This is a genomic window from Vagococcus changpingensis, from assembly GCF_058211775.1.
This window is the reverse complement of sequence record NZ_JBYVZB010000003.1, coordinates 323,113-345,144: the sequence shown is the minus strand read 5'-3', so window position 1 is coordinate 345,144 and position 22,032 is coordinate 323,113. Positions and strand designations below refer to the sequence as shown.

The following is a 22,032-nucleotide window of genomic DNA, read 5'->3' as shown; positions in this document are numbered from 1 at the left end:
GAGGTATAACAACGACAAGCTGTTATACATAAAAAGACATGGCTGAGACAAAACAGAAAAAGCAAAAAAAACAACTAACTTCATTTAGTATTTTGTTTATTATTATCATTGTATTAGGTATTATCACAAAGTTATTAAATGGCCAAACATTTACGCCACAAATGATTGATGGCGGAAAAGAAATGATTGATCATGTTGTTGGGGCAACAGTGTCAGATGTTGTCATGGCACCATTTAATGGATTTAAAGAAGCAATTGACATTTGCGTGTTTATTTTAGTATTGGGTGGTTTTTTAAATATTGTAACATCAACAGGGGCTCTTGAAGCCGGAATTCAAAATGTTGTAAAAAAATTAAAAGGTAATGAAATCGTTATTATTGTTATTTTGATGATATTATTCTCAATCGGTGGATCAACTTATGGTATGAGTGAAGAAACGATTCCATTTTATGCTTTGCTTGGAGCAACGATGGTTGCTTCGGGGTTTGACTCCATTGTGACAGTAGGAACGATTCTTTTAGGATCTGGCTCAGGAGTAATTGGATCAACTGTCAACCCATTCTCAACCGGTACAGCGATGGATGCGTTAAAAGGGATAGGCATTCAACCGAATGTCGGTGTTATCCTAGGCGTGGGTACTGTTTTGTGGATTACAACTACTGCGTTTTCTATCTATATTGTGACTGGTTATGCGAAAAAAGTAAAAGCAGATAAAGGTTCTTCCATTTTATCTCTTCAAGAACGAGAAGAAATGGAAGAAACTTATGGTCAAAAAGGAACTACTGAATTAGAATTTACCAAAAAACATAAAACTGTTTTGATGTTATTTGCTGTAACGTTTGTTGTCATGATTGTATCATTAATTCCTTGGCAAGACTTTGGTATTAAGATTTTTGATGGTTGGACAGCGGTTCTTACAGGTAATAGTTTTGGTGAATGGTACTTTGGTGATTTGGCAATGTGGTTCTTTATTATGGCAGTCATCATTGCTGTTGTTAATAAAATTCCAGAAAAAGATATTGTTAACGAATTTGTTGCAGGGTGTGCAGACATGTTATCTGTTGTATTAATCATCGTTGTTGCTCGTGGAGCGTCAGTATTGATGTCTACTACCCACCTAGATTTATTAATTTTAGACCGTGCGGCAAATATGTTAAAAGATTTATCTCCAGTATTATTTGTCATTGGGGCATTTGTATTGTACTTATTCTTGTCATTCCTTATTCCATCTACCTCAGGATTAGCGTATGTATCAATTCCAGTTATGGGAGCGTTAGCTAAAGAAGTTGGATTAAGCCCAGATGTTATGGTAATGATTTTTGCTTCAGGGTGTGGGTTGGTTAACTTAATCACACCAACATCAGGTGTTGTTATGGGAGGATTGGAAATCTCTAAAGTTAATTATGCAACTTGGGTGAAATTTATAACAAAACCATTGATAATTATGACGATTATAAATCTAATTATTTTAATTGGGGCAATGCTTATTTTTAGTTAGATTTTTATGATAATTCTTGATACAATGAACACAGTAGGAATGATGTTCATTAATAACTATAAATGATAATAAAATAAGTTTTAGTCAATCGAATCGTAGACTGTTTTTAAGGATACTATATTGAATAAAAAACTTGATTTATGAATATTTATGACGTCTCCTATTAAGATATTAACTTAATAGGAGACGTTTTTTTATTAAAACGAGGGGGTTTATTTATGGATTTTAAAGAAATGATTGCTAAAGATTTAGCAGCAGTACTAGGTGAGCAATTGAGTTATGAGGAAATCTTAAACCTAATTGAAAAACCTAAAATGAGTAGCCATGGGGATTATTCTTTCCCAGTGTTTTCTTTATCTAAAATTCAAAGGAAAGCACCAAATGTCATTGCAGAAGAATTATCAAAAGAAATTGACACAAAAAATTACGAACAAATTACTCCAATGGGAGGGTATATCAACTTCTTCCTTAAAAAATCAGAAGTGAGTAACGCAGTGTTAAATGAAGTAGTATCTGAAAAAAATCATTATGGTGATTCAACTTTGGGTCAAGAGAAAAATGTTGTCATTGATATGTCTTCACCAAATATTGCGAAACCAATGTCAATGGGGCATTTACGTTCAACAGTTATTGGAAATTCATTAGCCGAATTAGCTGACAAAGTGGGTTATACACCTGTTAAAATCAATCACGTTGGTGACTGGGGAACACAATTTGGTAAATTAATTGTGGCTTATAAAAAATGGGGAGACGAAGCAAAAGTCAAAGAAAACCCAATTAGTGAGTTACTTGCTTTATATGTTCATTTCCATGAAGAAGCTGAAATATACCCTGAACTTGATGACCAAGCACGTGAATGGTTTAAAAAGCTAGAAGATGGTGATACTGAAGCTATCGAATTATGGACATGGTTCCGTGAAGAATCACTAAAAGAATTCCAAAAAGTATATGATATGTTAGGGATTGAGTTTGATTCATATAATGGTGAAGCCTTCTACAATGATAAAATGCAACCAGTTATAGATAGGTTACTTGAGAAAGAATTATTAGTTTCTGATGATGGTGCAGATATTGTAAATCTTGAAAAATATGACTTGAATCCAGCGTTGATTAGAAAATCAGACGGCGCAACACTTTATATTACACGTGATTTAGCGGCAGCTATGTATCGTAAAGAAAATTATGATTTCGACGAATCAATTTATGTTGTAGGAAACGAGCAATCTATTCATTTTAAACAATTAAAAGCTGTGCTAAAAGAGATGGGTTACGAGTGGTCAGATGACATTAAACATATTCCATTTGGCTTGATTACATCAAATGGTAAAAAGTTATCGACACGTAAAGGAAATGTTATTCTGTTGGAAGAAGTGTTGAATGAAGCCATTAATGCAACACAAAACATTATCAATGAAAAGAATCCAACATTAGAAAACAAAGAAGAAGTAGCACATCAAGTGGGTGTTGGGGCAGTTGTGTTCCATGACCTTAAAAATGATCGTCTAAATAATTTTGACTTCAACCTAGACCATATTATCCAGTTTGAGGGAGAAACAGGACCATACGTCCAGTATACTCGTTCAAGATGTGAAAGTATTTTAAGAAAAGCCGACTGGATCGCTCCAACTAGTGAGGCAAATTACTCACTATCAGATGATGAATCATGGGAAGTTGTGAAAGCTTTATATAATTTCCCAAATAAAGTACAAGAAGCTTATCGTAAATATGAGCCTTCTGTAGTGGCTAAATACGTGATCGATTTAGCTCAAAAATTTAATAAGTATTATTCAAAAACAAAAATATTAGAAGATAACAGTCAAAAAGATGCACGCCTTGCTTTAGTCTATTCAGTATCCGTTGTACTTAAAGAAGGATTGCGTTTACTTGGTATTCAATCACCAGATAACATGTAATAAAAAAGAAGAGGGAAACCTCTTCTTTTTTATGGATTTTTTTGACGGTTTTTGATTGATTTTGACGGTTTGTGATTGTATAATACAGGTATGGAGTGAGAGTTATGTTGACTGAAGAAAGACAAGAAAAAATTTTAGATGAATTAAAAGCAAAAAAGGTCATAAAAGTTCGAGAATTAATTGAAGAACTTGGGGTGTCTGAATCCACAATTCGTCGAGATTTACAGGAATTAGAGGCAGAAGGTTGGTTAATTCGAATTCACGGTGGGGCAAAGTTAACATTTCGTTTAGAACCAGAATTAACGATGAAGGAAAAATCTTTCAGAAACGTTCAAAAGAAACAAGAAATTGTTCAGTATGCGGCATCATTAATAAAAGAAGGCGATGTTGTTTATATTGATGCTGGCACGACAACCTTGGAATTATTATCACTTATAAAAGTAAAAAATGTGTCAATCGTAACAAATTCCGTGCATCATGCGTGCGTTTCGACTGATTTAGGTTTCGACACGATTATAATCGGTGGAAATATTAGAAAGAACACAACAGCATCAGTGAGTCAGCTTGGTGGCGAGCAATTGGAACGGTATTTTTTTGATAAGGCTTTCATGGGTGCGAATGGCGTTCACCCAGTTTATGGATTAACGACAGCTGACCCAGAAGAAGCCATGATGAAACGAACAGCGATTCATCAAGCACAACAAGTTTATTTTTTAGTTGATGATACAAAGTTTGATAAGCTAAATTTTTCTCAAATCGAGTCAATTGATACAGGGATTATCATAACGAATCAGTTAACAAAGAAACAACGCTCACGGTATCAAGGGGTTGCAACAATAAAGGAGGTAATAAAATGATTTATGCATTAACATTAAATCCAGCTATTGACTATGTGATTAGCGTACCAGGATTTGAAGAAGGTAAGTTGAATAAAACGACGAAAGAGTACAAATTTCCAGGTGGTAAAGGAATTAATGTCTCAAGAGTATTGGCACAACTAGGTGTCCAATCTCAAAATCTTGGTTTTATTGGTGGGTTTACAGGTAAATTTATTGAAGAGCAGTTAATCAATCATGGTCTGCAAAATAACTTTATCCATGTATCAGGTGACACACGAATTAACATCAAATTAAAAGGTGAAGAAGAGACTGAGATTAATGGTTTAGGACCTTCTATTAAACAAGAAGATTTAGATGATTTGAATGTCCAAATCAGTAGTTTAACACCAGAAGATTGGTTGATTTTATCAGGAAGTCTACCAATGGGCGTGCCAAAAGATATTTATGTCACATTATCAAAAATGGCACATGAACAACATGTTCCATTTGTAGTGGATATTAGTGATGCTAGTCTGTTCGATGTATTACAGTACAAACCATCATTAATTAAGCCCAACGAACATGAATTAGCCGATTTATACAATGTTGAGTTTAAAACATTTGAAGACATGTTGCCTTACGGGGAAAAATTAGTTCAACAAGGTGCTAGAAATGTGATTATCTCAATGGGTGCCAATGGAGCTGTCTTATTTAATGAAACAGGTATTTATCGTGCCAAAGGATTAACAGGAACATTAGTTAATTCAGTAGGATCAGGAGATTCTGTTGTTGCAGGGTTTGTTAGTCAGCTAAGTCAAGGTAGTGATGCTGTAGAGGCATTTAAAACAGGGATTGCGTGTGGAAGCGCGACAGCATTTAGTGCAGATTTAGCAACAGAAGAAGAAATTAAACACCAGTTATCACGTGTTGAAATTGACGTTTTAAAAGAATACTAGGGGGAAATAAAATGAAAATTAATGACTTGTTAGTTAAAGATTGTATGATCTTGGACTTAAAAGCCACTGATAAAAAAAGTGCCATCACAGAGATGGTAAACAAATTGTATGAAACAGGCCGTATTGATGATAAAGAAGTGTTTGAAGAAGGGATTCTAGCTAGAGAAGCACAAACAACAACAGGTTTAGGTGACGGAATCGCCATGCCTCATGCTAAAAATAAAGCGGTAGTTAAACCAACTGTTTTATTCGCTAGAAGCAAAGCAGGCTTAGATTATGAAGCATTAGATGGGCAACCAACTTATTTATTCTTTATGATTGCGGCTCCAGAAGGCGCAAATGATACCCATTTACAAGCATTAGCTAGTCTTTCTCGTTTATTACTAAATCCAGGAATGATTGCTGATTTGAAAGAAGCCAATACACCTGATGAAGTATTATCAATTGTTGATAAAGCAGAGAAAAAATTAGACGAAGAAGAAAAAGAAGTCGTTGAAGAAGTAGAAGATGCCCCATTTGTTGTGGCTGTTACTGCTTGTCCAACAGGTATTGCTCATACTTATATGGCAGAAGATGCATTGAAAAACAAAGCAAAAGAAATGGGTATTAACATTAAAGTTGAGACAAACGGTTCTGAAGGGGTTAAACACAAATTAACTGATGAAGAAATCGCAAGAGCAACAGGTGTTATTGTCGCAGCTGACAAAAATGTTGAAATGGCTCGTTTTGAAGGTAAAAAATTAGTTAACCGTCCAGTAAGTGATGGAATCAAGAAAACAGAAGAATTACTTCGTTTAGCAACTGACGGTAGTGCCTCTGTTTATCACCACTCATCAAGTGGAAATGAAGAATCCAGCGAAGAAACAACGTCAGGTTCAGTTGGAGCTAAAATCTACAAAGATTTAATGAACGGTGTTAGTCACATGTTACCATTTGTTATCGGTGGTGGGATTGCGATTGCTTTAGCCTTCCTAATCGACCAAATGATGGGTGTGCCACAAAATCAATTAAGTCAATTAGGAACGTATCATCCAATTGCGGCTTACTTTAAAACTATTGGGGACACTGCATTTGGTTTCATGTTACCAGTTTTAGCTGGATTTATTGCGTCAAGTATTGCTGATCGACCAGGTTTGGTTGTTGGTTTTGCTGCAGGTGCTATGTCAGCAAGTGGGGTGGCATTTGGTCAATTAACTGACACTATTCCTTCAGGTTTCTTGGGAGCTTTAGTTGGTGGTTTCCTTGCCGGTTATGTAATTGTTTTCTTGAAATATATCTTTAAAGGCTTACCAAAAGCATTAGATGGGATTAAATCTATCTTGTTCTATCCAGTGTTTGGGTTATTGATTACCGGATTTTTAATGTTATTCATTAATATTCCAATGTCTGCTATTAACAATGGATTGAACAACTTCTTAGCTAACCTTTCAGGTGGAAATGCGGCGTTATTAGGAGCGTTACTTGCAAGTATGATGGTTATTGATATGGGTGGACCAATCAACAAAGCAGCTTACTTATTTGGTACAGGAACACTTGCAGCAACTGTTGAAAGTGGTGGTAGTGTGGTGATGGCATCCGTTATGGCGGGTGGTATGGTTCCACCGTTAGCAATCTTTATTGCGATTATGTTATTTAAAAATCAATTTACTAAAAAAGAACAAGAATCAGCATTACCAAACTTAATCATGGGATTCTCATTTATAACTGAAGGAGCTATTCCATTTGCTGCATCTGACCCATTACGTATGATTCCAAGTTTTGTGATTGGAGCTGCTGTTACAGGTGGTTTAGTTGGGTCATTAGGAATTAAATTAATGGCGCCACATGGTGGTATCTTCGTTATTGCATTAGTAAGTAATCCATTAATGTATCTATTATTCATTATTTTAGGAGCGTTCATTAGTGCCCTTGTTTTAGGAACATTACTTAAGAGAAAACATGCAAAAGCAAATGCTTAATGTTATAGTCAGTCATCACATTTGATGGCTGGCTTTTTTATGTGGGATAAACAAAAAATTATGGTTTCAAAACATAGAATGATATAATATTTCATAGAAATGACAAAGGGAAAAGGTCAATAACAATGAAAAGTTTACAAACATATTTAACAGATGAAAGAATCCAATCCGTTCTTTCTGGTTTTAAAATAGGATTAGAAAAAGAAAGTCAGCGTGTCGATGCTAATGGTGAATTGGCAACAACTGATCATCCGTCTTCTTTAGGAAGTCGTAGTTTTCATCCATACATCCAAACTGATTTTAGTGAAACACAAACTGAATTAATCACTCAAGTGTTTGATACAGATCAAGGTGCTATCGAGCAATTAGAAGCCTTACATGACGTTGTGATGCGTTCGATGGAAGATGGCGAGAGATTGTGGCCAATTAGTATGCCACCTGATTTACCAGAAGATGATCGTGATATTAAAATTGCAAAATTAGAACATCAAGGAGATATTAACTACCGTCGTTACTTAGCGAAAGTCTATGGTAAGAGAAAACAAATGGTGAGTGGTATTCATTATAATTTTGAGTTCTCACATGATTTATTAATGAGTTTGTTCCAATTGCAAACAGATTACACTGACTTTGTGGCGTTTAGAACGGATGTTTACTTAAAAGTATCTCGTCAATATTTACGCTATCGTTGGCTAATTACTTATTTATTTGGTGCAAGTCCGTTTGCTGATAAAAGATATTTTACAGATAAAGAACCAGAACAACCTGTTCGAAGTATTAGAAATAGCGAGTATGGTTATACAAATCGGCCAGAGATTGCTGTGTCCTATCAAACAATTGATCAATATGTATCTGATTTAGAAGAATTAGTAGATAAGGGTGAGTTAATCGAAACGAAAGAATTTTATTCGTCTGTTCGTTTACGTGGCAGTGATAAAGTAGAGGAACTTTTAACTCGTGGTGTAAGTTATATTGAAATTCGAAATATTGATTTAGATCCATTTGAACGTATTGGTATTTCAAAAGAAACATTGAGGTTCTTGCACTTGTTCTTACTAACACTATTGTTCTTAGATGAAGAATCAACAGATGCGACTCATATGTTAGATTTAGGAACTGAGTATAACAATAAAGTGTCATTAGAGCATCCTTTAGATAAGACCTTTTTACATGAAGAAGGGTCTTGGTTGCTAGAAAAAATGACCGAATTAAACGAGCAATTAACGACACCATTTGACTGTACGGATTTACTTAATGAAATGAAACATGTTATGGATTATCCGACTAAAACATTAGCAGGACAAATGTTAGAATTAATGGCAGAAAAAAGTTGGACAAACGAAGACTTAGGTCGTTATTTTGCTGATTTATATTATGATGAAGCATTTGCTAAACCATATCAGTTAGCTGGTTACCGAGACATGGAATTATCAACACAAATTTTTATGTTTGATGCGATACAAAAAGGTGTCAAAGTTGATGTGTTAGATAGAACAGATCAGTTTTTAAAATTATCATTAAACGGGCAAGTTGAGTATGTTAAAAATGCGAATATGACGAGTCGTGATTCTTATGTTGTCCCTCTTATGATGGAGAATAAAACAGTCACTAAAAAAGTATTAGATAAAGCAGGATTTCATGTTCCTTTAGGAAAAGAATTCTCAACAGTAGATGAGGCGCTTATTTCTTATCCGATTTTTAAAGATAGTGCGATTGTTGTCAAACCTAAAACAACGAATTATGGTTTAGGTATTTCTATTTTCAAAGATGGTGCGACAAAGGAAGATTATGATGAAGCGGTTCGAATTGCATTTAGTGAAGACAATAGCATTTTAGTTGAAGAATTTCTTCCAGGTACTGAATATCGTTTCTTTGTATTAGATGGAAAAACACGTGCGGTTATGTTGCGAACACCAGCTAATGTCCTTGGTGATGGGGAACATACTGTTGAAGAATTGGTAGCTGAAAAAAATAAAGATAGTCTACGTGGGACGCACCATAGAGCGCCTTTAGAAAAAATTCAGTTAGGTGATATTGAACAGCTGATGTTAAAAGAACAAAAATTGACTAAATCAAGCATTCCTGAAAAAAATCAACGTGTCTACCTTCGTGAAAATTCAAATGTCAGTACAGGTGGCGATTCACTAGATGTGACAGAAGAGATGAATGAACATTATAAACAGATAGCTGAGTCTGCTGTAGAAGCATTAGGAGCTAAAATATGTGGTATTGATTTAATTATTCCTGATAGTTCAATCAATGGGAATAAGGAAGATGGACAAACGTATGGGATTATTGAAGCAAATTTCAACCCAGCAATGCATATGCATATTTACCCTTATGCCGGTGCAGGACAACGACTCACGATGGATGTGTTGTTGTTATTATATCCAGAACTAAAAAAATAACTACTATCTTCAAAAAAATCTAGATTCAAGTCTAGATTTTTTTATCTTTTATATTCTAAATCGCTTTCTAATGGTGTTGTAGTTTATTTATAAAACAGACGGAGTGTAACTGATACGATCAGGCACCATCAATCCATTGTAGAAGAACTACTTTGGTTTGGTGTTTTTTTATTTCTTAAATGAGGTGATTTAAATTCTACCGATAGTGCCTATGAGGATGGTATTGCAAACAGCTTAAAGAGAAATGGTCAGCTATAATTAAATAACGTTTAAAGAAAAAAACTGTTTTTCGTTTTTTTCTTTTTTATTTGCTACACTGTAAGTAAGCATCATAAAATGAGGAGAATGAGAATGATGATTAAAACGATTCAAGCAGTCTTACAAAACCAACGTGCTTTTTTTTATTCACAGCAAACTAAAGAATTAAGTTTTCGACTAGAACAATTAGAAAAATTAAGATTGGCTATATTATCTTATGAAACAGAAATAATTGAAGCGTTACAACAAGATTTAGGGAAACATCCATTAGAGACTTATGCGACAGAAATAGGATTTGTTTTAAATAGTATTCGTACAACTCAAAAGTCATTAAAAAAATGGATGAAAGAAGAAAAAAAGCCAACTCCTTTATTCTTACTTCCTTCCAAAAGCCGAGTTATTAGTGAGCCTTATGGTGTCGCTTTGATTATTGGTCCATTTAATTATCCATTTCAATTACTAATAGAACCATTAGTAGGAGCGATAGCTGCAGGTAATACGGCTATTTTAAAACCATCTGAACTGGTACCAACTTTTTCGCAAGTGATAGAAAAAATGATTCATCATTTATTTCCTTCGTCTTATGTGGATATTTTTTTAGGTGAAAAAGAAATCACGATTGAACTATTAGCTCAACCATTTGATTACATCTTTTTTACAGGAAGTACCACCGTTGGAAAAAGTGTGATGAAAGCTGCATCAAATCATTTAATCCCTGTAACGCTAGAACTTGGAGGGAAAAGTCCGACCATTGTCACAGAAAAAGCTGACGTTTCGTTAGCGGCAAGACGGATTATCTATGGAAAAATGATGAATGCAGGACAAACATGTGTCGCCCCTGATTATGTGGTAGTGCATGAATCCGTTAAAAATCAATTTATTCATGAGTGTCAAAAAACAGTGACACGATTTTATGGAAGGAATATTAAACAAAGTAAAAGCTTTTCACGAATTGTCAACGAACGACATACAAACCGTCTGATTCGTTTAATGGAAGAATCAAAAGCCGATCTAATTAGTGGTGGGATGTATGATGTTAATTCTTGTTATATTGAACCGACATTATATGATTCTACTTGGGAATCACCATTAATGACCGATGAAATTTTTGGACCACTTTTACCTATTATTTCTTATCAGTCATTAGATGATGTGATTCATCAGATAACTACTCGACCTAAACCGCTAGCACTTTATTTATTTAGCCAAGATAAGAAGGAACAAGAAAAAATAGTATCTCATACCTCATCAGGTGGTGTTAGTATTAATAACACCATTTTTCATCTTGTCTCTGGTCATTTGCCTTTTGGTGGGGTAGGAGAATCTGGTATAGGAAACTATCATGGAAAATATAGTTTTGATACTTTTTCACATAAACGAGCCATATTATCTTCCCCTAAAATAGATACTCCGTTTATTTACCCACCTTACACAACTAACCATTTAAAATGGATTAAGCGTGTTCTGAAATGAAAAATCCTGTAAAATTCGTTGTCTAGTAAACGGATTTTACAGTTTTTTAAAGAATTTTTTTTAAAAATCACGTTTGGTTTAACTTAAATATTTAAACAGTTATATTTAAATACTTTGTTACTTGTTCCATTAAGAGAGTACTTCTAAAAAAGACCACACCGTCCTTGTATTGACGGTGTGGTCTTTTATCTATTTTAAAGATAATCACCGACATAGATGCTTTTAGAAAGTACTCTAAAAGTTGCATCTATGCCAAATGTAGCATACACACAACTTCATCTTTGCCAGTTTTGCCATGTTTTTGTGTGATTTGCTACTACCATGATGATCATCCTTTCGTTTTTATTATTGTTAGTAGTATTAACACTACTTTTTTTATAAAGCAACTAATATCTTATTTTTTTGAAAATAAGGACTTAAAAAAACTTTCAGATTTTGTTGTAGTCGGTGCTTTTTTTATATCGTGAGTGGTGTTTGAAAATTTAGTTTGTAAGGGTAATTCAATATTTTCTTTATTAACAGCATGATTGAGAGTATAAACCACCACGATAGCTTGATCAGCTAATAGGGTGTTTTCTGTGTCCACTAATTTTAGAGATACGTGATTGGTTTGTGTGAGATGGATTAACTGTTTTTGAATAGCTGGTTTTAATAACGCATTAACAAGCAATGTCCCACCAGGATATTTTTGAAATTGACTGATTGCAAAATTTTCGTAAGAAGCAGAGGTTAAATCAGACAAGGATAAAATAAAGACAACTCTTTCTCTAAAAGTACCTAGAAACTTCCTTTGTTCATCAGGTTTTAATTTGGGACTACCATATAGTCCTTTATCTAAATAGTCTTGAATATCTTTTCCCATCGTTATTCACTCCTTTATTGGCCAATTACTTTTAGTATAACATATCATCTCATGGGAAATTTGTGAAAAGATATTGCAATTAAGTTAAAATTTGGATAAAATTAACTGTAAATGAAAATCATTATCAATTAGGAGGGTTTTGGATGAAAAAATGTATACCGATAGTTAGTTTATTATTACTAGCTACCTTGTCTTTGTTTATTGGCGTTCAAAGCATTCCTATTCAAGATATTTTTCAGCTAAGTGAAATGCAGTCACTAGTGTTATGGACCACGCGTGTTCCTAGAACAATTAGTTTAATCATAGCAGGAGCAACAATTAGCGTGTCGGGATTAATCATGCAACATCTGACTCAAAATAAATTCGTGTCTCCAACGACAGCTGGAACAATGGATAGTGCACGTCTAGGTATGTTAGTGGCCATGTTATTTTTTCCAAATGGCACTATTTTGACAAAATCGATAATAGCCTTTGTTTTTGCTTTTTTAGGAACGATGTTGTTTATACAATTAATTCGTATATTACCAGGAAAAAATCAATTGATGGTACCACTTATAGGGGTTATGTTTGGAAATATTATCGGATCAGTTGTCACTTTTTTTGCTTATCAATACCAATTGATTCAAAATATGACATCTTGGTTACAAGGCAGTTTTTCAACTATTTCAAAAGGAAATTATGAATTGATTTATGTCACTGTACCAGTTCTTTTGATTTGTTATACGTATGCTTATCAATTTACGATTGTGGGAATGGGAGAAGAGTTCTCTATTTCCGTTGGTATGAATTATAGATTTGTTCATTTAATCGGTCTATTATTAATTTCTATTGCTAGTAGTGTAATTTTAGTAACAATTGGTGGATTACCATTTCTGGGTGTGATTATCCCAAATATTGTTTCTGTGTTTCTAGGTGATCATATGAAAGAGACGTTGTGGTTGACGGCTATTACGGGGAGTATTTTTTTAGTGATGGCAGATATTTTATCTCGTGTAGTTTATCCGCCATATGAAATACCTGTTAGTTTAATTGTTGGTGCTTTAGGGAGTATCATCTTTGTCGTATTACTTGTTAAGGGGGCAAAGAGATGAGCCAAAAAAGTCTTTATATAAGGGTGATTTGCTTAGTTATTATCGTATTAATTAGTATCGCTTTCTTTATGACTTATCAAACATATGGTAATTGGCAATTTGCGTTATCTATTAGAGGGAAAAAATTACTAGCTTTTATTATAGTGGGATTATTAACCAGTTTATCGACTATTAGTTTTCAAACCATTACACAAAATCATTTTTTAACGCCTAGTATTTTAGGATTTGATTCATTGTATGTATTAGTTCAAACTATTTTATTCTTTTATTTTGGTCAATCACCATCACATCCCTTATTAATGTTTGCGGTAAATGTTAGCCTAATGGTCATTTTTAGTGTTACATTGTTTGGTTTTTTATTGAAGAAAGAAACTCAAGATTTATTTTTACTACTCATGATAGGGATGGTTTTAGGAACATTTTTTAAAAGTGTTAGCACGTTTTTTCAAGTATTAATGGATCCAAATGAATACGATAAATTACAAGGAAAATTATTTGCTAGTTTTTCTAATGTTGACGTGTCTTTGTTATATATTGTCATTCCAATTGTGATTGGAATTGTTTTGTTATTTTGGTTAGTAGCACCTATTTTAGATGTCTTTCATTTAGGGACTTGTCAGGCAATAAATTTAGGGGTTAATGTCCAAAAATTTCGTTGGTTTATTTTAGTTTTAATTAGTTTGAGTGTAGCTTTATCAACTGCTTTAATTGGTCCTATTACTTTTTTAGGTTTTATAGTGGCTAACATGACATATCAATGGTTGCCTGTATACAAACATTACTGGCTGTTTACATTAGCCGCTCTACTTAGTATATTAATGCTTGTGTTAGGTCAGTTTTTAGTGGAACATGTCTTTCATATGAACACAACGTTGAGTGTTGTGATTGAGTTTAGTGGTGGCATGTACTTTATATGGAAATTGCTCTCTGAAAGGGGGAAAACACGACAATGAACATTGAAAAAGTGGTTAAAAAATATGGTGAAAAACGTGTGGTTGATACAGTTGATTATGATATTGTGCCACAAACGTTGACAGCTTTTATTGGGCCAAATGGTGCTGGGAAAAGTACACTATTAGGTATGATGAGTCGGCTTCTTGATAAAGATCAAGGTGGCATTTATTTAGATGGAGAGGAGGTGAAGGCGTGGAATCAACATGAACTTGCTAAAAAGTTATCAATACTAAAACAAGCAAATGGGATTCAGTTACGTTTAACAGTTAGAGAACTGGTAGCCTTTGGTCGATTTCCACATAGTAAGGGTCGATTGACACAAATTGATGAAAAAAAAATAGATGAGTCTTTGTCTTATTTAGGATTAGATGATTTGGCAAGTGATACAATTGATACATTATCGGGTGGTCAATTGCAACGAGCTTACATTGCGATGGTGCTTGCTCAAGATACAGAGTACATTTTTTTAGATGAGCCACTAAATAATTTGGATATGAATCATGCTGTTATGTTGATGAAAACTATTCGTCGGTTAGTTGATGAAGCAAATAAGACTGTGGTGATTGTGTTGCATGATATTAATTTTGCAGCGAGTTATGCGGATAACATTGTGGCGATGAAATCTGGGAAGGTATTTAAAGCAGGACCAACTGCTGAGATTATCACAAAAGAAGTATTAGATGACTTATATGATATGAACATGCGTGTGTGTGAATTAGAGGGAAAACGATTTTGTTTATATTTTAATGAATAGATAAAAGGAGATAGATGGATGAAGAGATTAAAAAAATGGCGTTTAGTTAGTTTAGCCATAATAGGGTTAGTGATGTTGGGGGCATGTGGGACATCCAAAACATCCGATACAACAACCAACACTTCCAGTGAAAAACAAGAAGTTGTTAAGGTGACAGACAGTAATGGAAAAGCATTAGAGTTAGCGTCACACCCTAAAAAAGTGGTTGTGTTTGATATGGGAGCATTAGATACGATTAGAGAATTTGGAAAATCAGACGTTGTTGTAGGTGCACCACTAAAAACATTACCTAGTTATTTATCAAGTTACAAAAATGTGGAATCATCAGGTGGTATTAAAGAACCGGATATGGAAAAAATAAATGCTATGCAACCAGATTTAATTATTATTTCTGGACGTCAACAAGATATGCAAAAAGAATTAGAAAAAATCGCGCCAACATTGTATCTTGCTGTAGATAGTAAAAAAGCGTGGGAATCGACAATGACGAATATTGAAACATTAGGAACAGTATTTGATAAAGAAGATGTGGCTAAAGAAAAAGTCGACGCATTAAATAAACAACGTGAAGCATTAGAAAAAACAGCAAAAGAAAGTGGTAAAAAAGGATTGATGAGTCTAGTGAATGAAGGATCATTATCAGTTTTTGGACCTGAATCACGTTTTGGTATTGTTTATGAAGGCTTTGGTGTGTTACCAGCAGATGAGACCATAAAACCGTCTCCCCATGGACAAGAAGTATCCTATGAATATGTTTTAGAAAAAAATCCAGATATTTTGTTTGTAGTGGACCGTACGAAAGCTATCGGTGGGGATACAAGTAAAAATAATGTAGCAGAAAATGCTTTAGTAAAAGAAACGACAGCAGGCAAAGAAGGAAAAGTGATTAGTTTAACACCAGATGTTTGGTATTTAGCTGCAGGTGGAATTGAGTCAACAAGAATCATGATGGAAGATGTAGAAACAGCATATAAATAACATAATTTGCTAGATACTTAGGTAACATCAAGTATCTAGTTTTTTGTTTGGATAGTTTTATCTATTTAATGATAGTATAATAGAAGTAAATAACTTATGTAGGTTGGAGGGATACTTATGAAAAGCAAACATATTCATCAAAGAGTCAAGAGTATCTATAATGATTTAACACAATCAGAAAAAAAAATTGCCAACTTAGTGTTAGAAAGACCAGAAGATGTCACAAAAATGACAGCTAGTGAGCTGGCTAAAGAATCTCAGACCAGTCCTGCATCTGTGATTCGATTTTGTAAATCCATTAATGTTCCAAGTTTTCCTGAGTTAAAAATTGCGTTATCTGCAGAGAGACAGTGGGATGTTCCAAAAGAATATTCAGATATTTTACCAACTGAAAAAATGGCTGATGTGAAGGCAAAATTATTAGGAAATGCTTATCAATCTATGCAAGAAACCATTCAATTAGTGAATGAAGAAACTTTAAAAGAAGCGATAAAATTGATTTCTAAAGCACCGTTCGTATATGTTTATGGGATAGGGTCATCTTATATTGTAGCTGAAAATATCGCTCAAAAGTGGAATCGTATAGGGAAGGTGTGTATTTGCATAGCAGATATTCATTTGTTAATAGCCAGTTTAACATCTGCTGCACCAGATTCGATTTTTATTGGCATATCGCATTCTGGTGAAACTTCTGAAGTATTAGAGATAAACCGTATTGCAAAAGAGCAGGGGATAAAAACGATTGGAATATCTCAATTTGGGATGAATACATTAAGCAAGCATGTGGATGTTTCTATGCAGACAGTGAAATCAAAAGAAGCAGAACTTCGAAGCGCTGCGACGAGTTCGTTGATGTCTCAATTTATTTTAATTGATTTATTATTCCATGTTTATGTATTAGAAGAATATGATGAAAATATGGATAATATCCGAGAATCAAGAAAATTAGTTGATGAATATAAAAAAAGAACATCCAAAAAGTAAAACCATCCAATTAGGTTTATAAGACCTAGTTGGATGGTTTTTTAAAGATGATGAATTTACTAAATAGATAATTGGCGATTAATACGACAATATTGCTAATAATTTTTGCGATAAGTGGTTGTTGGTTGAGCCATTGGACTAGTACAAATAATACAACTGTATCAATTCCAAGTGATAGAAAGCGAAATGAAAAAAAGGACATCATCTCTTTCATATTAATGAATGATGTATTATCTTCATGAGCGAAGACATATTTTTTGTTTGATAAGTAAGCAAATAAAACGGAAAAAACCCACGCAATCACGTTGGAAATAATGTAATTAACATGAAGCAAATTTTCCATTATATAGAAGATGACAATATTGATGATTGTTGTAAAGACTCCCATCACAACATACATAAATAATTCAAATAATGTGTCAGATAAACCTAACGTTTGGGTAAAAAAATGTTTTAGTTTAATCATAAGATCTCTCTTTTCTTTTTATCGGTAAAATATTGATAGCTATATCTTGCACAGTATAGGAGAACAAGCAATGTTGCCGCTATTTTAATAAAGATAACATAAGTCATATTAACAAATGGTTTGTAAGATAAAATGACAGTATTTTTTCCATTCTTAGGTGTGATAATCAAACTTCCTATATCTGACGTTTCATAATCTGATTTAGTTAATAATTTACCGTTTAGTTCAATGATGCTATGATCATAAACAATTAAAGGAAGTTGTTTCTTTGTAGTCACATTTTTTTTATTATCCCAAGTAAGTTTTATGGATCCATTCTCCAGTACAGTCGTTGTGATATTTTTTTGATTGTTGAAGATTTCCTGTTCATATACTTCGTAAGGGTCCATTTCACTATAAATAACTTGGCTAGATGTCTCTTTTGGTATAGGGAGATAATCAGGTGTTCCTTTTTCAATCGTCTCAAATATTTTTGTCAAATCAGCTCCTCTAAGATTATTTCGAATCATATCAGGATCTTTTTCAATTAGATTGGGACGATTATTCCCCATTGCCACAGGATCATCTTGCCACCTTTGAGCATTTTTTACCATGATACTGTTTGCTTCAAACAGAATAAAGCTAACGAGAATCATCAAGGAAAGGGAAATAGCTTTAAATTGTTTAATAGAAATATGTTGTTCGATAGAATGAATGGTTTTTAAAAAAACCGGAATTAATAAAATATAAGAGATAACTGAAAAACGAAATGGAAATTGAATGATTGATAAAAAAGGAAAGGTATCTATGATACTATCCCATGGAAATAAGGAAGTTGAAAGTAATAAAAATCCACCGCCTATAGTAGTCATTAATCGATCTAGTGTATCTGTATATTTTATATGTCGTATAAAGTAAATGAGTTGAAATAAAAAAATGAACCCAAAAAAGATACCAATATTTCGGTTGCCATACATTTCAGTAATAGATATGTAAGTAGAATTTTTCATGAATGAATTTGGGATAAAAGGTTGTAAGATGTTATTTGATAAAAAAACATCAATGTAAGCCGCTAAAGTGTTTAAAGATAGTAGAGTAAAAATAGTGATAGATAGGGATAATTGTTTTATCCAATTTAACTTTTTATCTGACTGAATAAAACTAACTAGATAAAAAGGGATAATAGCCAATATAGCTAATACAGCACTAAGTATATGTGTATTCACTAGTAAACTCATTGATAGTCCCAAAAAAATGGGATTAATTGGTTTTTCTTTATTTTTTATCGAGCGAATAGCTTGAATAAAAATACAAGGAAGAAATGCCGCTCCCCAACCAGAGAAACCTAGTGCTCTAACGTAATACATAATAGGAGAAGATGCCATATAAATTACTGAACCAACTGTTGATAATCGTTTGTCACAGTCAAATGTTCGCATTAAAAAATACATGGTTATCCCCGCAATCACAAGGCAAATAAAGGACGAGATGAGTTGAAATTTTAACCATGACTGTGTAAAGAAAAGTATTAGCCCATTTAAAAAGGCGATATCATACCCATATAAGGCATTAATAATTCTCCCACTAGTATTGAAACCATATAATGACATGAAATAATTGTAGTTGCCACTTCTTATTTGTTCTGATAAATCATAGAATCGATTGTAATGAAAGGAAATATCAGAACCAATAGGAATGAAGCGAATATTAATTTGAGGTGACAAAATAAATAGTGCAATTAGTACAATAGTGATAAAAGGAAAACATTTTTTTCCTATATTTTTAAACCTCAGTAGCACCATCAATCCTCCTTTAAAGATGATATTTTTTTATCTTTTATGATGTATATAGGACGCTGTTTTGTTTCTAAAAAAGTTTTCCCTAGATATTGTCCTACAACACCCAAACAAAGTAATTGTAATCCGCCTAAAGCCAAAACAATACAGACAAGTGATGGCCAACCAGAAGTTGGGTCACCAAATATAAGTGCACGAATAACAATAAAAATCAGTGCGAAGATGGAAGCAACGAAGGATATAAATCCTAAAATCGTCGATAATTTTAGTGGAAATTCAGAAAAAGAGATAATCCCATCAATTGAATATTGTAATAAATCCCAGAATGACCAAGACGTTTCACCGTCAACGCGTTCAATATTTTCAAATTCTAAATAATATGTATTGAAACCAACCCAGCTAAATATACCTTTAGAAAATCGATTATATTCTTTTAATTCGAGTATAGCATCTACCATTTGACGTGACATTAAACGATAATCTCTTGCGCCATCTACGATTTCAATATCTGAAATTTTATTGATGATTTTATAAAATTTTTTAGCAAAGAAAGAACGAATCTTTGGTTCTCCTTCACGAGTGACACGCCTCGTCCCAATGCAATCATAATCATCTTGTTGGAGTAATTCTACCATTTTAGGTAGAAGTTCGGGAGGATCTTGTAGATCAACATCCATCACCGTAATGTAATTCCCCCTAGCATGTTCTAGACCAGCATAAAGAGCAGCCTCTTTTCCGAAATTTCTAGAAAAAGATAAGTAATTATATTGTTCAGACTGCTTACTGATTTCTTTCAATACATTTAGTGTGTTATCTTTAGACCCATCATTAATAAACCAGTATTCAAAAGTTAGCTCTGGTAATAATGCTTCTATATCAGTCATCTGACTGATATAAGGGTGAATGGTATCTTGTTCGTTGTAACAAGGAACAATAATGGATAAAACTTTTTTTGACATGATAATACTCCCTTTTTAATAATAACGAATCCCGTCATAATATATACATTCTAAATGAAAATAAATTGAAAAGATAGTCGTATCTATTTCAATTACATAAAAAAGAAACACCTTAACCTATTATAAGGCTAAGGTGTGTAAATTAAAAATCATGAATTTCTTTAAGAGTACCATCTTCCATTTGGAAAACACGATCACTCCATTTTATCATACGAGTATCGTGAGTTACCATTACTGTTGCTTTTTTCTTGTTATGAGCCTCTTTTACCAGTAATTTCACAACATTATACGCATGTTCTGTATCTAAACTAGCCGTTGGTTCATCGGCTAAAATTAAGCTAGGATCGTTATATAATGAACGAGCGATTGCTACACGTTGACGCTCCCCACCAGATAGATCGCTTGGATAACTGTTTCTTAAATGGTCTATATCCAAAGATTTTAGTAAATTATCCAGCTTATCTTTGTTGACTGTCTCTTTTTTTACTTTAGCGACTAAAGTAAATTGATCTTCAATTGTAAGAAAAGGAATGAGATTTGATGTTTGTAAAATAAACCCAATCTCATCAAAACGTATTTTTGCACGTTTTTTTTCTGGAAGAGAAGTAAAATCAATATTATTTATACTGATATTTCCACTTGTTGTACTTTGTAATCCACCAGCAATGGTTAAAAAGGTACTCTTACCAGAACCAGACGGTCCGATAACACTGATAAACTCTCCTTCGTTCACTTGAAAATTTAAATCATTTAAGGCTGTCACTTCATTGTGACCTTTACCAAATTTTTTTGTAATATGTGACATATTTAAAATAGTTTTCATTTTATTTAACCTCCAATGGCATTAATAGGATCAACTTTATTAACAGTAACAATTGAGAATAATCCACCAATTGTTGAGACAATGACTAAGATAATACCATAAATGCACCATTGGGTAATGTTAATGGCAAATGGCATAGCCTCAGGTAATACTAAACTTAGAAAATAAGTTGCAACCCCAGAAAGAATGACGCCGAATACCCCAACTAAGAATGATTGGGCTAAAATTGATTTTGAAATAAACCAAGAATTAATTCCTTGTACTTTCATAACACCAAAAATAGCTGTTTTTTGAAGTGTGATGACATACATGAAGATTCCAATAACAGCCGAAGCAATAACGAATAGAACATAAATCATTGAATCGAGTGTCAAACTTTGTTCTGTATATCCTGGCAAGTTATCGATAAATTTTTGTGTAGATAGCTTAGTGAGTGAATCGTTTGATAAGGTTGTATTCGAGTCATTACTTAAGACAGCATTAATAGGATAGTTATCAGTTGTTTTAACCATGTCTTCACCAAACTTAATTTCAGTTGCAGTTTTGATGTTAGAATACATAACAGGTGTTGCAATATAAGAAGTTGATGGAACAATACCGACAACTTTAACTTTTAAATCATTGCTACCTACTGTGATAGTATCATTAATTTTAAATCCTTTATCCGCCAGATTTTGAGAAATAATTACTTCATTATCTTTTTTAAACGACTTGCCACTTGTTACACTTGGTAAGAAGAAAGCATCGTCATTTGTACCGAATAAGCTAATATTTACTTTATTATCTTTTTTGCCAATTGCTCCACTGTAAAGAGATAATGGGGCTTTTTCATTTGAAGAGATATCTTTGACATCCTCTAATTTTAGTTGAGAAGCTGCTAGGATGTTATTTGCATCATCCGATAACACAATTTCTTTTGCGTTCCAGTCATCGACTGTTTGTCTAAATTCTTGAGATAACCCATCAGCAAGGCCTGAGAGTAAAAAGACAACGAGTCCGATTAAAAACATAATACCAACAATTAAACTATAACGTAACTTTGAGTAACGCATTTCTTTTAAAGCTAAGAACATAAATATTCCTCCATTTCACTTAGTAACAAG

Annotated in this window: 18 protein-coding genes; 12 read left to right on the top strand and 6 right to left on the bottom strand. The window is 33.3% G+C overall.

Features of this window, described 5'->3' with window-relative positions; genetic code table 11:
• Window positions 1-38: 38 nt before the first annotated feature.
• From AC37UB_RS08145 to AC37UB_RS08115, 7 genes are all read left to right on the top strand, one after another.
• On the top strand, window positions 39-1,499 hold the full coding sequence (locus AC37UB_RS08145) for a YfcC family protein (protein WP_117973629.1): 1,461 nt from the start codon (window positions 39-41) through the stop codon (window positions 1,497-1,499).
• Window positions 1,500-1,717: 218 nt separating this feature from the next.
• Entirely contained in the window at window positions 1,718-3,412 is a 1,695-nt protein-coding gene (gene argS / locus AC37UB_RS08140; protein ID WP_490685571.1) for an arginine--tRNA ligase, read from the top strand.
• A gap of 104 nt (window positions 3,413-3,516) precedes the next feature.
• Complete coding sequence (locus AC37UB_RS08135) at window positions 3,517-4,269, top strand: DeoR/GlpR family DNA-binding transcription regulator (RefSeq protein ID WP_490685570.1); 753 nt, start codon at window positions 3,517-3,519, stop codon at window positions 4,267-4,269.
• Window positions 4,266-5,186 (top strand): 1-phosphofructokinase, encoded by a 921-nt coding sequence (gene pfkB, locus AC37UB_RS08130; RefSeq protein ID WP_490685569.1) that lies wholly within the window; start codon window positions 4,266-4,268, stop codon window positions 5,184-5,186. The genes AC37UB_RS08135 and pfkB overlap by 4 nt, the downstream gene beginning before the upstream one ends.
• A gap of 11 nt (window positions 5,187-5,197) precedes the next feature.
• Entirely contained in the window at window positions 5,198-7,144 is a 1,947-nt protein-coding gene (locus AC37UB_RS08125; protein ID WP_490685568.1) for a PTS fructose transporter subunit IIABC, read from the top strand.
• A 125-nt stretch (window positions 7,145-7,269) separates the two neighbouring features.
• Window positions 7,270-9,552, top strand: coding sequence for a bifunctional glutamate--cysteine ligase GshA/glutathione synthetase GshB (gshAB, locus tag AC37UB_RS08120; RefSeq protein WP_241699540.1), 2,283 nt, complete (start codon window positions 7,270-7,272; stop codon window positions 9,550-9,552).
• Window positions 9,553-9,903: 351 nt separating this feature from the next.
• Window positions 9,904-11,283, top strand: a complete 1,380-nt coding sequence (locus tag AC37UB_RS08115) for an aldehyde dehydrogenase (protein ID WP_241699541.1) — start codon at window positions 9,904-9,906, stop codon at window positions 11,281-11,283.
• A gap of 394 nt (window positions 11,284-11,677) precedes the next feature.
• Here AC37UB_RS08115 and AC37UB_RS08110 read toward each other — a convergent pair whose 3' ends face one another.
• Window positions 11,678-12,145, bottom strand: a complete 468-nt coding sequence (locus AC37UB_RS08110; protein WP_117973615.1) for a DUF1694 domain-containing protein — start codon at window positions 12,143-12,145, stop codon at window positions 11,678-11,680.
• 143 nt (window positions 12,146-12,288) lie between these two features.
• Between AC37UB_RS08110 and AC37UB_RS08105 the strand changes: the two genes are divergently transcribed.
• The 5 genes from AC37UB_RS08105 to AC37UB_RS08085 all read left to right on the top strand — a co-directional run bounded on the left by AC37UB_RS08105 (window position 12,289) and on the right by AC37UB_RS08085 (window position 16,906).
• Complete coding sequence (locus AC37UB_RS08105; protein WP_117973613.1) at window positions 12,289-13,236, top strand: ABC transporter permease; 948 nt, start codon at window positions 12,289-12,291, stop codon at window positions 13,234-13,236.
• Window positions 13,233-14,189: an iron chelate uptake ABC transporter family permease subunit gene (locus tag AC37UB_RS08100; RefSeq protein ID WP_117973611.1), complete on the top strand. Its 957-nt coding sequence runs from the start codon at window positions 13,233-13,235 to the stop codon at window positions 14,187-14,189. Before AC37UB_RS08105 ends, AC37UB_RS08100 begins: the two co-directional genes overlap by 4 nt.
• Entirely contained in the window at window positions 14,186-14,944 is a 759-nt protein-coding gene (locus tag AC37UB_RS08095; RefSeq protein WP_117973608.1) for an iron ABC transporter ATP-binding protein, read from the top strand. Before AC37UB_RS08100 ends, AC37UB_RS08095 begins: the two co-directional genes overlap by 4 nt.
• 18 nt (window positions 14,945-14,962) lie before the next feature.
• Window positions 14,963-15,922 carry a siderophore ABC transporter substrate-binding protein gene (locus AC37UB_RS08090; RefSeq protein ID WP_117973606.1) on the top strand — a complete coding sequence of 320 codons (960 nt, stop codon included), beginning with the start codon at window positions 14,963-14,965 and terminating at the stop codon, window positions 15,920-15,922.
• Between the two features lie 117 nt (window positions 15,923-16,039).
• Window positions 16,040-16,906 carry a MurR/RpiR family transcriptional regulator gene (locus tag AC37UB_RS08085; RefSeq protein ID WP_490685567.1) on the top strand — a complete coding sequence of 289 codons (867 nt, stop codon included), beginning with the start codon at window positions 16,040-16,042 and terminating at the stop codon, window positions 16,904-16,906.
• Between the two features lie 25 nt (window positions 16,907-16,931).
• Here the strand turns inward: AC37UB_RS08085 and AC37UB_RS08080 are convergent, their stop codons facing one another.
• The 5 genes from AC37UB_RS08080 to AC37UB_RS08060 form a co-directional block, all read right to left on the bottom strand.
• Window positions 16,932-17,372 carry a GtrA family protein gene (locus tag AC37UB_RS08080; RefSeq protein WP_117973602.1) on the bottom strand — a complete coding sequence of 147 codons (441 nt, stop codon included), beginning with the start codon at window positions 17,370-17,372 and terminating at the stop codon, window positions 16,932-16,934.
• Complete coding sequence (locus AC37UB_RS08075) at window positions 17,369-19,150, bottom strand: putative glycosyltransferase family protein (RefSeq protein ID WP_147340783.1); 1,782 nt, start codon at window positions 19,148-19,150, stop codon at window positions 17,369-17,371. Before AC37UB_RS08075 ends, AC37UB_RS08080 begins: the two co-directional genes overlap by 4 nt.
• A 2-nt stretch (window positions 19,151-19,152) precedes the next feature.
• Window positions 19,153-20,106: a glycosyltransferase family 2 protein gene (locus AC37UB_RS08070; RefSeq protein WP_117973598.1), complete on the bottom strand. Its 954-nt coding sequence runs from the start codon at window positions 20,104-20,106 to the stop codon at window positions 19,153-19,155.
• A gap of 142 nt (window positions 20,107-20,248) precedes the next feature.
• Window positions 20,249-20,929, bottom strand: a complete 681-nt coding sequence (locus AC37UB_RS08065; protein WP_490685566.1) for an ABC transporter ATP-binding protein — start codon at window positions 20,927-20,929, stop codon at window positions 20,249-20,251.
• A gap of 5 nt (window positions 20,930-20,934) precedes the next feature.
• Window positions 20,935-22,002 (bottom strand): ABC transporter permease, encoded by a 1,068-nt coding sequence (locus AC37UB_RS08060; RefSeq protein WP_117973595.1) that lies wholly within the window; start codon window positions 22,000-22,002, stop codon window positions 20,935-20,937.
• Between the last annotated feature and the right edge of the window lie 30 nt (window positions 22,003-22,032).